The sequence below is a fragment of the Actinoplanes sp. NPDC051388 genome (assembly GCF_055586225.1).
This window is the reverse complement of record NZ_JBVJIP010000007.1, coordinates 149,889-163,470: the sequence shown is the minus strand read 5'-3', so window position 1 is coordinate 163,470 and position 13,582 is coordinate 149,889. Positions and strand designations below refer to the sequence as shown.

Here is a 13,582-nt window from a genome sequence, read left to right as displayed (position 1 = left end):
ACCGTCTGTAGAATCCGGGCGTGGCGCAGGACCCGATCCAGGCCGCCGTCGATCAGCTGGCGGCGCGGCTCCGGCGGTCCGTGGTGATCAACGATCCCGGCGTCCACCTGATGTACGCGTCCGCCCACTACGGCGACGAGGATCCGGTCCGGATCCGGGCCGTGCTGCAACGCGAGGCCGATCCCAAGGTGATCGGGCACGTGCTGGCCCAGGGCGTGGCCGGCTGGACCACGGCCGGCCTGATCCCGCCCAACCCGGCCCTGGAGATGGCGTCCCGGGTCTGCCTGCCGGTCCGCTGGCAGGGCGAGCTGCTCGGCCTGCTCATCGTGATGGACGCCGACGGTTCGCTGACCACCCGCGAGCTGGCCGTGATCACCGGCGTCGCCGAGGAGGTCGCGCCGCTGCTGGCGCCGCACGCGCAGGGCGGACCGGACCCCACCGAGCCGGCCGTGCTCGACCTGGTCGGCGCCGACCCGCTGCTGCGCCGGCGCGCGCTCGCCGACCTCGCCGTCCCGGACTTTCCGCAGGTCACCGCCGTGCAGCTGGGGGTTGCGGGCGCGGTGTCCGGACATGCCGAGATGGCCCTGCGCACGGCGTTGCGGCTGCCGGCGCCCGCCGTCGCCGGCAGCCGGTTGTCCGCGGTCCAGGACGGGGTCGCCCTGGTCCTGCTCGGCAGCGCCGTGCCGATCCCGCCCGGCGAGCTGCGCGACTACGCCGACCGGCTGCTGCACCGGGTGCGCGACCTGTCGGCCGGCCGGTTCGACTGCCGGGCGGGCATCGGCGGCGCGGTGGCCGGGCTGGAACGGGCGGGGGAGTCCGCGACCCAGGCCGGGCTGGCGCGCCGATTCGCCGCCACGATGCCCGGCGCGCCGGTCGCGGCGTGGGCGGACGTCGGCCCCTATGGCGTGCTGCTGCGCCTGCCGGAGCTGGACGCGAGCGTGCTGCCGGACGAGGTGCGGCGACTGCTGCGGGCCGATCCGGGTGGCGAGCTGACGCGTACCGTCCGGGCCTTTCTCGATCACGGCGGGAACGGGCCGGACGCCGCGGAGGCCCTGCACATCCACCGGACCACGCTCTACTACCGGCTGCGGCAGGTGCGCGAGCGCACTGGGCTGGACCTGGACGACGGGCGCACCCGTCTGACCCTGCATCTCGGTCTCGCCCTGACCGATCTGATCGCTTCCCAGGCGCGCCTACCCTGACGGCATGTCCGTGCTCGACCAGCTGCGCGATCCGCGCGACGAGGTGCGCCTGCGGGCGATCCGCCGGGCCGGGACGAGCGCCGAGCCCGGCATCGCCGAGGCGCTGCTGGACATCGCGCTGCACGACGGCGCCGAGGTCCGCATTCCCGGCGGATTGTCCGAGTCGTTCGAGAGCCTCGCCGAGGAGGCCGCGCGGGTGGTCGGCCGACTGCTGCGCGCGGAGATCGACCCGCGGGTCCGGGCCGCCGCGCTGGACCCGGCCGAGGACGACGACCGGGTGGCGTTGCTGCTGTCCTGCCTGGGTCCGTCGTACGAGCCGCTGCGCCGCGAGCTGGCCGAGCATGAACTGGGCCGGCTTCGCCTTCGCGCACTCCGGGGCACGCTATGGACCGCGGAGACCGTCGAGAGGCTGCTCGGCGACCCCGCCGCCGAAGTGCGGCGGGAGGCGCTGAGAGCGCCCAGAGATCTGCTCGGCGACGACCTCTGCCTGCGGCTGCTGGCCCAAGACCCCGATCCCGGGGTACGCCTGGTGGCCGCCCGCAACCTGCGCTTCGCGCCGGACGTCGGGAGTGCGCCGTTCATCGCCGCCGCGGAGCAGGCGACCGACCCGGCGCTGCGCTCGATGCTGCTGTCCTGCCTGGCCCGCCGCACGCACGACCGGGCCAACGCGCACGCGCTCGCGGCCTTCCTCGACTCGCCGGTCAAGACCCACCGCCGGGACGCCGCCGAGGCGCTGCGCGAGGTGCGCGACTCGGTCGTCGCGAACACCGTCGCCCGGCGCGTCACCGAGGAGCCCGACGATTACGTGCTCAGCCTCCTGATGCGCTATCGGCGCCTGGTGCCCGAGCACGACACGCTCGTGGTGTTCACCTCGCAACGCCGCTGGATCTCCCTCCGGTACGGCCGGCCGATCGCGGTGGCCGCGGACCTCCGCCCGGAGCGGGTGGTGCGGAGCCTGCGCTGCATCGGCTGCGGCATTTGGCACAAGGGCGAGGCCGAGGTCCCGTTCGCCTACCGCGACGACGACCACACCGGCTATCTGGACGACGGGTACCCGGGCACGCTGAGCGGTGTCTGCCCGATCTGCGGGCGGACGAACCGGGCACCGGTGACGCTGACGGTCACGGTCAGCCGCGGCGACGGCAGCGCCGAACTGGTCTGGGACGGCCCTACTCGGTGAGCAGGCCGTCGGCCTCGGTGTACTCCGCGCCGGTCTCCGGGCACACCCACACTCCGTCGCCCTTGGCGGTGAGCGGGCGCCCGGCCCGGCCGACCCACCCGATCCGGCGGGCCGGAACGCCCACCACGAGCGCGAAATCGGGCACGTCCTTGGTCACCACCGCGCCGGCCGCGACCAGCGCCCAGCGGCCCACGGTGACCGGCGCGACGCAGACCGCCCGGGCGCCGATCGCCGCGCCCTCGCCGATCGTCACGCCGACCGCGGTCCAGTCGTGGCCGGTCTTGAGCCGGCCCTCCGGGGTGATAGCCCGCGGATATTCGTCGTTGGTCAGCACCGCGGCCGGGCCGACGAACACCCCGTCGCCCAGCCGGGCCGGCTCGTAGACCAGGGCGTGGTTCTGCAGCTTGCAATTGTCGCCGAGGACCACGCCGGGGCCGACATAGGCGCCGCGCCCGACGTTGCAGTCGCGGCCGAGTGTCGCATCCTCACGGATCTGGGCGAGATGCCAGATTCGCGTCCCGCTACCGATTTCCGCCTTGGCGTCGACATCGGCGGTCGGCGCGATCGTGACGCCGGTCCGAATCGGCGATTCGTCGGTCATGTCGGTCCTTTCCAGACACTCGTTTCCGCGGCGGCCGGGCCATCAGCGGATGCGGCCAGAGTAGTTGCGGCGCGGGCTGATTGATATCGAATGGCCGACGCCCGGACCTGATCTGACCGACGGTCGGCGTCCCGGCTGACCGACAGGAGTGGCCGTGATGACCGAAGGTACCGACTTGCCCTCCCGGCTCCGCCGTTAATCCGTCAGCACCCTGGCGGCGGGACCGGCCGGATCGATAACTTGCGCTCGGATCAGCGCTGGAAATCCTTGTGCCCGTTCACCGTCGGGCCCGATCCGGCGTGCTCGCCGCTTTCCCGACGAAGCCTCGGCTTCCAGAACGAAACGGATGTCTGTGACTCCTCCGCCACCCGCACCCGACTTCTCGATCGGGGTCGCCGTCGTCGGGGCCGGTTACTGGGGCCCCAACCTCGTCCGCAACTTCCAGGCCACGTCCGCCTTCCGGCTGCGCTGGCTCTGCGATCTCGACGTCGACCGGGCCCGGCGGGTCCTCGGGGGCTACTCGACCGTGCAGGTCTCCGCCGATCTCGACGAGGTCCTCGCCGACCCCGAGGTCAAGGCGGTCGCCATCGCCACCCCGGCCGGCACCCACCTGGCGGTCGCCCGGGCCGCACTGCGGGCCGGTAAGCACGTGCTCGTGGAGAAGCCGCTCGCGGCCACCTACGACGAGGGGCGCGAGCTCGTCGAGGAGGCCGACCGGCTGGGCCTGACCCTGATGTGCGACCACACCTACTGCTACACCCCGGCGGTGCTGCGGATCCGCGAGCTGCTGCGCTCCGGCGAGCTGGGCGAGCTGCACTTCCTCGACTCGGTGCGGATCAACCTGGGCCTGGTGCAGCGCGACATCGACGTGGTCTGGGACCTGGCGCCGCACGACCTGTCGATCCTCGACTTCGTGCTGCCGCCCGGCGTGCACCCGATCGCGGTCGCCGCGCACGGCGCCGACGGCATCGGGGCCGGCCGGGCCTGCGTGGCCTATCTGACTCTGGAACTGAACACCGGCGCGATCGCGCACATCCACGTGAACTGGCTGTCCCCGGTCAAGATCCGCACCGCCATCTTCGGCGGCTCGAAGCGGACCCTGGTGTGGGACGACCTCAACCCGAGCCAGCGGCTGGCCATCTACGACCGCGGCGTCGACGTGGCATCGTCCGAGGAGCTGGGCGACGAGCAGCGGCGGGACATGCTGGTCTCCTACCGTTCCGGGGACATGGTGGCGCCGGCGCTCGGCGAGCGCGAGGCGCTGCGCACGATGGTCGAGGAATATGCCCGGGCCATCACCACCGGCGAACCCGCGCTGACCGACGGCCGCTCCGGCCTCCGGGTGCTGGAGATCCTGCAGGCCGCCTCGCGCAGCCTGACCGAGGGCGGCACGATGATCAAGCTCGACGAAGGGCGGATGGCGTGACGGGGGTAGCGATCGAGGGCACCCGTGCCCTGGTCACCGGCGGAGCGGGCACGATCGGTTCGCACGTGGTGGACGAGCTGGTCCGGGGCGGTGCGGCCGAGGTCGTCGTGCTGGACAACTTCGTCCGCGGCCGGCGGGAGAATCTGTCCTGGGCGCTGGCGAACGGCCCGGTGCGGCTGGTCGAGGGCGACATCCGCGACCAGTCCCTGGTGCGGGACGTGACCGCGGACAAGGACCTGGTGTTCCACCTGGCCGCGATCCGCATCACCCAGTGCGCCGAGGAGCCCCGGCTGGCGAACGAGGTGCTCGTCGACGGCACCTTCAACGTGGTCGAGGCGGCGGCCGCCGCGGGCGTCAAGAAGCTGATCGCGTCGTCGTCCGCGTCGGTCTACGGCCTGGCCGAGGAGTTCCCGACCACCGAGCGGCACCACCCGTACAACAACGACACGTTCTACGGCGCCGCCAAGGCGTTCAACGAGGCCACGCTGCGCAGCTTCCACAGCATGTCCGGATTGGACTACGTGGCGCTGCGCTACTTCAACGTGTACGGCCCCCGGATGGACATCTTCGGCCTCTACACCGAGGTGCTGATCCGCTGGATGGAGCGCATCGAGTCGGGCACCCCGCCGCTGATCCTCGGGGACGGCCTGCAGACGATGGACTTCGTGCACGTGGCGGACATCGCCCGGGCCAATATCCTGGCCGCCCGCGCCGACGTCACCGACGAGGTGTTCAACATCGCCAGCGGCACCGAGACCAGCCTCGAGGAGCTGGCCCAGGCGCTCAGCGAGGCGATGAAGTCCGACCTCGCTCCGGAGCACGGCCCGGCCCGCGCGGTCAACGGCGTCACTCGCCGCCTGGCGCACACCGAGACGGCCGCGGAGAAGCTCGGCTTCCGCGCCGAGATCGGCCTGCACCAGGGTCTCGAAGGCCTCGTTGATTGGTGGCGGTCCTCAAAATGATTCCGGTCATGATCCCGATGCTGGGCGAGGAGGAGGCACTGGCCGCGGCCGACGCCGTCCGGTCCGGCTGGGTCGCCCAGGGGCCGCGGGTGGCGCGCTTCGAGCAGGAGTTCGCCGCGATCGTGGGCGCCGCCCACGGTGTCGCGGTCAGCTCGTGCACGACCGCGCTGCATCTGGCGCTGGTGCTGGAGGGCGTGGGCCCGGGCGACGAGGTGATCGTGCCGTCGCTGTCCTTCATCGCCACCGCCAACGCGGTCCGCTACGTCGGCGCGACCCCGGTCTTCGCCGACGTCGACCTGGCCACCGGCAACCTCACCGTGGAGACCATCGACGCGGTCCGCACCCCGCGCACCCGGGCGGTCATCGCCGTCCACCAGGGCGGCGTCCCGTTCGACACGGCCGCGCTGCGCAAGGCCGCGGACGGCTGGGGAGTCGGCCTGGTCGAGGACGCCGCGTGCGCGGCGGGTTCCACGGCGTACGGGCAACCGGCCGGCGCCGGCGCGAAGATCGCCGCGTGGTCCTTCCATCCGCGCAAGCTCATCACCACCGGCGAGGGCGGCATGGTGACCGTCGACGACGCCGCGGCCGCCACCCGGCTGCGACGGCTGCGCGAGCACGGCATGAACGTCTCCGCCGCCGACCGGCACACCAGCAAGCAGCCGGTGCTGGAGGCCTATCTGGAGACCGCCTACAACTACCGGATGACCGACATCCAGGCCGCCGTCGGGCTGGTCCAGCTCGGCCGGCTGGCCGGTCTGGTCGCCCAGCGCCGCGAGCTTGCGGCCCGTTATCAGGAGTTGCTGGCCGACATCGACGGCCTGGTGCCGGTCCGCGACCCGGCCTACGGGCAGACCAACTACCAGTCCTTCTGGGTGTTGCTCGACGGCTTCCCGGTGGGCCGCGACGAGGTGCTGACCGAGCTGGCCGCCCAGGGCGTGTCGGCCCGGCGCGGCATCATGGCCGCTCACCTGGAGCCGGCCTACGCCGACGTGACACCGGGCCCGCTGCCGGTGACCGAGCGGCTGACCCGCGAATCGCTGATCCTGCCGCTGCACCACGCCCTGACCGACGACGACCAGATGCACATCGTCGGCGTCCTGCGAGACTTGGCCCGCCGATGAGGGCCCGTCGATGAGGGCCCGCCGGTGAGGGATCTGGTCATCGTCGGCGCGGGCGGCTTCGCCCGGGAGACGGCCGCGGCCGCGCGGCACGACTGGCGCGTCCTCGGCTTCGTCGACGACGACCCGGCGCTGCACGGCACCACCCGGGCCGGGCTGCCGATCCTCGGCCCGGTCGACAGCGTCACCGCGATGACCGACGCCAAGGTCGTGGTGTGCGTGGGGAATCCGCGCAACTACGTCGCCCGGCGGGACATCGTGCAACGGCTCGGACTGCCGGCCGAGCGCTACGCCACGGTGGTGCACCCGGCCGCCGAGGTGGGCGCCGGCAGCGTCGTCGGGCCCGGCAGCGTGCTCCTCGCGGGCACGGTGCTCACCGCCGACGTCGAGGTCGGTGCGCACGTCGCGGTGATGCCGCAGGCCGTGCTGACCCACGACGACCGGGTGGCGGACTTCGTCACCATCACCTCCGGGGTCCGGCTGGGCGGCGGCGTGGTCCTCGACCGCGGCGCCTACGTCGGCTCCGGCGCCCTCATCCGCGAGAGCCTGACCGTGGGCGCCTGGTCCCTCGTCGGCATGGGCTCGGTGGTGCTGCACGACGTGCCGCCCGGCGAGATCTGGGCCGGCAGCCCCGCCCGCAAGCTCCGCAACGCCGACCTGCCCGCCGTCCTTCGCATCGTGAGGAGTTCTGCTTCATGACCCGGATCCCGCTCGTCGACCTGGCCGCCGCCCACGCGGAGGTGGCCGAGGAGGTCGAGACCGGCTTCAAGCGCATCATCGCCGAGACGGCGTTCGTCGGCGGCGCCGAGGTGGCGGCCTTCGAGCAGGACTACGCCGCGTTCTCCGGCCTGCCGCACTGCGTCGGCGTGGCCAACGGCACGGACGCCCTCGAGCTCGCGCTGCGGGCGGTCGGGGTCGGTCCCGGCGCCGAGGTGATCCTGCCGGCCAACACGTTCATCGCGACCGCCGAGGCGGTGGCCCGGGCCGGCGCCGAGGTGGTGCTGGTGGACTGCGATCCGCGTACCTATCTGATCGATGCCGAGGCCGCGCTCGCCGCCGTCACCCCGGCCACCCGGGCGATCGCGCCGGTGCACCTCTACGGCCAGCTCGCGCCGGTCGAGCGGTTGCGCGCCGGCCTCGCCGGACGGGACGTGGCGATCGTCGAGGACGCCGCGCAGAGTCAGGGCGCGACCCGCTTCGGCCGGACCGCGGGCGCCGACGGCATCGCCGCGACCAGCTTCTACCCGGGCAAGAACCTGGGCGCCTACGGCGATGCGGGCGCGGTGGTCACGGTCTCCGAGGAGCTCGCCACCACGGTACGCACGCTCGGCAGCCACGGCGGCCTGAAGAAGTACACCCACGACCTGGTCGGCGTGAACAGCCGCCTGGACGGCCTGCAGGCGGTCGTGCTGCGCGCCAAGCTGGCCCGCCTGGCCGGCTGGAACGCCCAGCGGCGTGCCGCCGCGGCCCGCTACGACGCGCTGCTGGCGGATCTCGACGTGACGCTGCCGGTGACCCTGGACGGCAACGAGCACGTCTGGCACATCTACTGCATCCGGGTGGCCGACCGCGACCGGGTGGTGGCCCATCTGAACGAGGCCGGCATCGGCGCGGCCATCCACTACCCGGTGCCGGTGCACCGCACGGGGGCGTTCGCCGATCTGGGCGGCTCGTTCCCGAACGCGGAGAAGGCGGCCGGAGAGATCATGTCGCTGCCGATCTACCCGCAGATCACCCCGGACCAGCAGGCCCGGGTGGCGGAGGTCCTGACCGCGGCGTTGGCTGCCTGAACGGCGTAGTGACGCCGCCCGATCTGACGACAGGTCGGGCGGAAAGGCCGCAGCCGTGGGGTTCCCGCGCCATTAGCGTGGGGTCCGGACTGGCCGAAGGGGTGGGGAAGCAACGTGTACGTCTCGCTGCGGGACCGGCCCGGAGCCGACTCGGCGACGGAGACCGGCAAGACCGTTCGCCGGGTCTCGTCGACCGTGGTGCTGCTCGGCATCGTGAGCCTGCTGACCGACGTCTCGTCCGAGATGGTGTCCTCGGTCCTGCCGCTCTACCTGACCGTCGCGGTCGGCCTCAGCCCGGTGGCCTACGGGTTCCTGGACGGGATCTATCAGGGCGTCAGCGCGTTCGTGCGGATCGCCGGCGGTTACGCGGCGGACCGGGGCGGGCAACCCAAGTGGGTCGCGGTGCTGGGCTACGGCGCCTCGGCGCTGACCCGGCTGGCGATGCTGCCGGCCGCCGGATTCGCGGCGATCACCGCGGTCATCACCACCGACCGGCTCGGCAAGGGTCTGCGCACCGCGCCGCGTGACGCGCTGATCGCCGAATCGTCCGATCCGAGCATGCTGGGTCGTTCGTTCGGCGTGCACCGCGCGCTCGACACCTTCGGCGCGGCCCTCGGCCCGCTGGTGGCGTTCGCGCTGCTGGCGACCGTGCCGGGCAGCTACGACTCGATCTTCGTGGTGTCGTTCGCGTTCGCCATGCTGGGTGTGGCCGTGCTCGTGCTCTTCGTGCCGAACCTGCGCACCGCGGCCGGGGTCGCCAAGGTGGGGCTGCGCCGCGCGATGCGCGACATCAGCGGCCGCCGGCTGCGCCGCCCGCTGCTCGCCGCCGGGGTGCTCGGCCTGCTGACCGTCGGCGACGGCTTCCTCTATCTCTCCCTGCAGGATCGCGACGGCTTCGCCGCCGTTTACTTCCCCCTGCTGTACGTGGGCACGAACATCGCCTACCTGGCGCTCGCCGTGCCGCTGGGCCGGCTGGCCGACCGGGTGGGCCGCGCGCGCGTCCTGGTGGCGGGGCACGGCGCCCTCTTCACGTGTTACCTGCTGGCCGCGCTGCCGGCCGGCGGGGTGGGCCTGACATTGGCCGTCCTGCTACTGCTCGGCGTCTTCTACGCGGCCACCGACGGCGTGCTGCCCGCGCTGATCAGCCGGCTGGTGCCGGGTGAGACCCGGGGGAGCGGCATCGCCGCCGCGCAGACCGTCGTCGCGGTGGCCCGGTTCGCGTCCTCGGTGATGTTCGGGCTGCTCTGGGCGGTGCAGGGGCCGGGCCGTTCGCTGCTGCTCTTCGGCGCGCTGCTGGCCGCCGCCGTGCCGGTGGCGGCGTGGCTGCTGCGCGGTATCGACCGGGCCGAGGCCGCCGCGTGACCACCCGGCTGCGCCTCGCCCTGCTGACCGCCGTGCTGGTGGCCGCGGTGCTCGGCGCGGGCGGATATGTCTGGTCGGTGCGGCAGAGCCAGGCGAAGACGCTTGCCAGCGCGCCCGCGGTGGCGCAGGGCGGGGATCTGGCCGCACTGCGCACCCAACCGCATCTGGTCTTCCGCAGCACCGCGCTCGGCGCCGAGTACGGCCGTGTGGCGGTGGTGCCGATCTCGGCGCCGGACGGCCCGCGCGCCTTCACCACGGCCTCGTGCGAACGGGTCTACGCCACCGCGCAGGACGCGATCTGCCTGTCCGCCGACCGCGGCATCGTCACCACCTACAAGGCGCAGCTGCTCGACGCCACCTGGGCGGCGGCCCGTGATCTGCCGCTGACCGGCGCGCCGAGCCGGGCCCGGCTGTCGCGCGACGGCTCGCTGGTCGCCACCACGACGTTCGTGTTCGGCGACTCCTACGCGAACCCCGGCCAGTTCTCCACCCGCACGATCGTGACCCGCACCGACGGCGAGGTCGTCGGGGACATCGAGAAGTTCAAGCTGGTCGTCGGCGGCAAGGCGGTCACCGCCGCGGACAAGAACCTGTGGGGCGTCACGTTCGTCGACGACGACCGGTTCTATGCGACGGCGGCGTCCGCGCGCAGGACCTGGCTGGTCGAGGGCAGCCTGTCCAAGCGCACGGTGACCGCGCTGCGGGGCGACGTGGAGTGCCCGTCGCTGTCGCCGGACGGCACCCGGATCGCGTTCAAGAAGCACGGCGATCTGCCGGCCGGCAAGTGGCGGCTGGCGGTCTACCACCTGGGCACCGGCACCGAGACCGTGCTGTCCGAGACCCGCAGCGTCGACGACCAGGTCGAGTGGCTCGACGACAAGACGATCGTCTACGGCCTGCCCCGCGACACCGAGGGCTCCGCGTCCAGCGACGTATGGCAGGTCCTGGCCGACGGCACCGGCGCGCCGAAGCTCACCATCCAGGACGCCTGGTCCCCGGCCGTGGTGCGCAACTGATGAGCCATCAGCAGGAAGGCAGAACGTTGACCGACACGCGTGCAGAGAGCCCGACCAAGGACGGTCCGCGATGGCGTGTGCGGGCGGCGATCGCGGCTGTCGGCGCGGTGGTGGTGCTCGGTGGGGGATTCCTGGTCGCCCAGTACCGCGACGATGCCGCCGGGCAGGAGCCGGTCGCCGCGGTGCCCGGCGCGCCCACCCCGAGCCGGTCGGCACCCGTCGTCTTCGGCGAAGCCCCGTCGGTGCAGCCATCGGTGGCCCCGGGTGGCATCTCGATCAGCCGGAAGCCGTCCGCTTCGGCCTCCAAGAAGGCGACGGAGAACCGCAAGGCGGGCTCCGGGGGCTTCCCCGGGGCGAGCAACACCGGCGTGCCGGCCGGCACCAACCTGTCGAAATACACCGGGCCGTGCACGATCACCAAGAACAAGACCGTGGTGTCCAACAAGACGATCAACTGCGACCCGTTCATGATCAAGGCCCGCGACGTGACGATCAGCGGCAGCCGCATCTTCGGCAGCCTGGTCACCACCGAGGCCACCTCGTTCTCGTTCACACTCCAGGACTCGGAGGTGGACGCCGGCGTCTATCAGGGGCCGGCGGTCGGCAGCACCAACATGACCATCCGGCGCTCCAACATCCACGGTGGACAGACCGCCGTGCTCTGCTATGCCAACTGCGACATCCGGGATTCCTGGCTGCACGGCCAGCGGCTGCCGGACGGCGCCGACTGGCATCTCGGCGGGTTCCTCGCCAACGACGCCGACAGCAGCGGCGACACCGATGTGACGCTGGTGCACAACACGATCGTCTGCGACGGCAAGACGAACAGCGCCGGTGGCGGCTGCTCGGGCAACGTCAACCTGTTCGCCGACTTCGGCCCGGTGTCCAAGGTGACCGTCCGGGACAACTTCCTGGGCGCGAACGAGGACATCTCGTACTGCGTCTACGGCGGCTCCACCTCCGGCAAGGCGCACACCGACGGCGTGCGCGACATCGTCATCGAGGACAACGTGTTCGAGCGGGGCGGCAACCGCAAGTGCGGCGGCTACGGCCCGGTCACCAGCTTCGATCCCGGACGCCCCGGAAACAGCTGGAAGGGCAACGTCTGGGAGGACGGTTCGCCCGTCGAGTCGGCCAACTGACGAGAGCGAGATCCGATGAGAGCCTTCCTGAGCGTGTCCCTCGCGCCCGGCGCCCCGGCCCACCTGCGCCGCCCGTTGCCCGCGGCGCTGGCCTGCCTGGCCGACGCGGAGACCGTGGTGGACCACGTCGAGGAGTCCGACCGGGGCTGGATCGCCTGCGCCGGCGCGGAACCCGGCGATCTGCTTCCGGCCGCCGGCGGCGGCGGCTTCACCATGCGGCTTTCCCGGGCGGTGCGCACCCGGCTGGCGGACGTGCCGACCGCCGAGCTCGGCGCGCTGATCACCGCCGGGACCGGCCTGGTCGACATGCTGCCCCCGTTCGCGGCCGCCCACCGCGCATCGCCCGGCGCCCCGGTCGTGGTCGCCGGTGACTGGCTCGGCTTCCGCCAGCTCTACCGCTGGACCGGACCCGGGATCGCGGCGGTGTCCACCAGCGCCCGTGCCCTGGCGGCGCTGGCCGGCGGCGGGTTCGACGCGGACGGCCTGGGCGCCCAGGCGCTGATCGGCTGGCAGATCGGCGACGCCACCATCTTCCCCGGCGTGCGCGCCCTCCCGCCGGCCACCATCGCCACGCTGCACGACGGCGAGCTCACCTGCCGGCAGTACGCCGAGCCACCGGCCCGCCCGGACCACGCGCCGGACCTGGACGACGCAGTGGCCGAGATGGCCGACATCCTGCGCACCTTCGAATCCAGCTATCTCGGCGCGCACCCCGACGCCGTGCTGCAGCTGACCGGCGGCCACGACTCGCGGATCCTGCTCGCGGCGGTGCCGGCCGAGTTGCGCGCCGGTCTGCGCACCCTGACCCTCGGCGCCGGCCGCAGCGCCGACGTGGCGATCGCCGCCGAACTGTCCCACAAGCACGGGATGATCCACCAGATCCACCGGATGGACGAGCAGCGCTGGCCCGAGCCGGAGGAGGCGCACACGCTCGCGCTGGCCGCCGCCCGCGCGCTGGAGTGCCTGGCGAGCCCGCTCGCGCTGGCCCCGCTGCTGCTCGCCGAGAGCCACCTCGAGCAGGGACACCGGCTGTCCGGCCTGGGTGGCGAGGTGGCCCGCGGCTTCTATTACGCCGGCCAGCCGGCCCAGGCGACCACCTCGCCGCAGCTGGTGGAACGGCTGGCCGGGTGGCGGCTGTTCGCCAACGAGGCGGTCACGCCGGACGCGCTCGACCCCGCCGTGCTCGCCGCGGCCCGGGAGTCGACGCTCGGGCGGCTCAACGACGTGATCGCGCCGGGGGACTGGCTGCGCGCCACCGACGACTTCTATCTGATGCACCGGATGCACCGCTGGGCCGGCGTGCACGGCACGGTGGCGGCGGTGCGCCGGCACTTCATCAACCCGATGTTCGACCGGCGCTTCATCGAACTCGCCCTCGCGGTGGCACCGGCCGACAAGCGCGACTCGCAGCTCCTCGGCCGGCTGATGACCAACCTGGACCCGGCGCTGGCCGCGGTGCCGCTGGACAGCGGCCTGGTGCCCGCCCGGCTCGGCACCCGCTCGCTGCGCACCCGGGTGGCCACCCGGACGGTCGAGGCGCGCAAGATCGCGCGCAAGGTGGGTCAGCGGCTCACCAGCGGGCGACGGCCTCAGCTCGGCGCCACGGAATATGCGGCGCTGGTGCTCACGCACTGGCGGGCCGAGCCGAAGGCGTGTGCCGCGCTCTACTCGGTGCCGATGCTGCGTGACGAGTGGCTGGACGGCCTGCTCGACGGCGGGCACGACGCGGACGCCACCACGGTGGCCTTCCTGATCAACCTGCTGGCGACCGAGCCGGCCTAGG

Annotated in this window: 12 protein-coding genes; 11 read left to right on the top strand and 1 reads right to left on the bottom strand. The window is 72.9% G+C overall.

Annotated elements, in window-relative coordinates:
* Nucleotides 1–20: 20 nt before the first annotated feature.
* The gene (locus ACZ6TI_RS19400) at nucleotides 21–1,202 is read left to right on the top strand and encodes a PucR family transcriptional regulator (RefSeq protein ID WP_465346468.1); all 1,182 of its coding nucleotides are present in this window, start codon (nucleotides 21–23) and stop codon (nucleotides 1,200–1,202) included.
* Between the two features lie 4 nt (nucleotides 1,203–1,206).
* Nucleotides 1,207–2,382 carry a hypothetical protein gene (locus ACZ6TI_RS19395; protein ID WP_465346467.1) on the top strand — a complete coding sequence of 392 codons (1,176 nt, stop codon included), beginning with the start codon at nucleotides 1,207–1,209 and terminating at the stop codon, nucleotides 2,380–2,382.
* On the opposite strand, the gene ACZ6TI_RS19390 is transcribed toward ACZ6TI_RS19395, so the two are convergent.
* Entirely contained in the window at nucleotides 2,372–2,983 is a 612-nt protein-coding gene (locus ACZ6TI_RS19390) for an acyltransferase (RefSeq protein WP_465346466.1), read from the bottom strand. The two genes, ACZ6TI_RS19395 and ACZ6TI_RS19390, sit on opposite strands and share 11 nt — an antisense overlap.
* Before the next feature lie 346 nt (nucleotides 2,984–3,329).
* On the opposite strand from ACZ6TI_RS19390, the gene ACZ6TI_RS19385 reads away from it, so the two are divergent.
* The 9 genes from ACZ6TI_RS19385 (at nucleotide 3,330) to ACZ6TI_RS19345 (ending at nucleotide 13,581) form a co-directional block, all read left to right on the top strand.
* Nucleotides 3,330–4,409: a Gfo/Idh/MocA family protein gene (locus ACZ6TI_RS19385; RefSeq protein WP_465346465.1), complete on the top strand. Its 1,080-nt coding sequence runs from the start codon at nucleotides 3,330–3,332 to the stop codon at nucleotides 4,407–4,409.
* Nucleotides 4,406–5,371, top strand: coding sequence for an NAD-dependent epimerase/dehydratase family protein (locus tag ACZ6TI_RS19380; protein ID WP_465346464.1), 966 nt, complete (start codon nucleotides 4,406–4,408; stop codon nucleotides 5,369–5,371). The genes ACZ6TI_RS19385 and ACZ6TI_RS19380 overlap by 4 nt, the downstream gene beginning before the upstream one ends.
* Before the next feature lie 8 nt (nucleotides 5,372–5,379).
* On the top strand, nucleotides 5,380–6,492 hold the full coding sequence (locus ACZ6TI_RS19375) for a DegT/DnrJ/EryC1/StrS family aminotransferase (RefSeq protein ID WP_465346463.1): 1,113 nt from the start codon (nucleotides 5,380–5,382) through the stop codon (nucleotides 6,490–6,492).
* Nucleotides 6,493–6,516: 24 nt separating this feature from the next.
* Nucleotides 6,517–7,188, top strand: coding sequence for an acetyltransferase (locus ACZ6TI_RS19370; RefSeq protein WP_465346462.1), 672 nt, complete (start codon nucleotides 6,517–6,519; stop codon nucleotides 7,186–7,188).
* A complete protein-coding gene (locus ACZ6TI_RS19365; protein WP_465346461.1) occupies nucleotides 7,185–8,279 on the top strand; it encodes a DegT/DnrJ/EryC1/StrS family aminotransferase in 1,095 nt (364 codons plus the stop codon). The genes ACZ6TI_RS19370 and ACZ6TI_RS19365 overlap by 4 nt, the downstream gene beginning before the upstream one ends.
* Nucleotides 8,280–8,393: 114 nt before the next feature.
* Nucleotides 8,394–9,641, top strand: a complete 1,248-nt coding sequence (locus ACZ6TI_RS19360; protein WP_465346460.1) for an MFS transporter — start codon at nucleotides 8,394–8,396, stop codon at nucleotides 9,639–9,641.
* A complete protein-coding gene (locus ACZ6TI_RS19355) occupies nucleotides 9,638–10,657 on the top strand; it encodes a TolB family protein (RefSeq protein ID WP_465346459.1) in 1,020 nt (339 codons plus the stop codon). The genes ACZ6TI_RS19360 and ACZ6TI_RS19355 overlap by 4 nt, the downstream gene beginning before the upstream one ends.
* Nucleotides 10,658–10,683: 26 nt before the next feature.
* Complete coding sequence (locus ACZ6TI_RS19350) at nucleotides 10,684–11,799, top strand: hypothetical protein (protein WP_465346458.1); 1,116 nt, start codon at nucleotides 10,684–10,686, stop codon at nucleotides 11,797–11,799.
* A gap of 15 nt (nucleotides 11,800–11,814) precedes the next feature.
* On the top strand, nucleotides 11,815–13,581 hold the full coding sequence (locus tag ACZ6TI_RS19345) for a hypothetical protein (RefSeq protein ID WP_465346457.1): 1,767 nt from the start codon (nucleotides 11,815–11,817) through the stop codon (nucleotides 13,579–13,581).
* The last annotated feature ends 1 nt before the right edge of the window (nucleotide 13,582 follow it).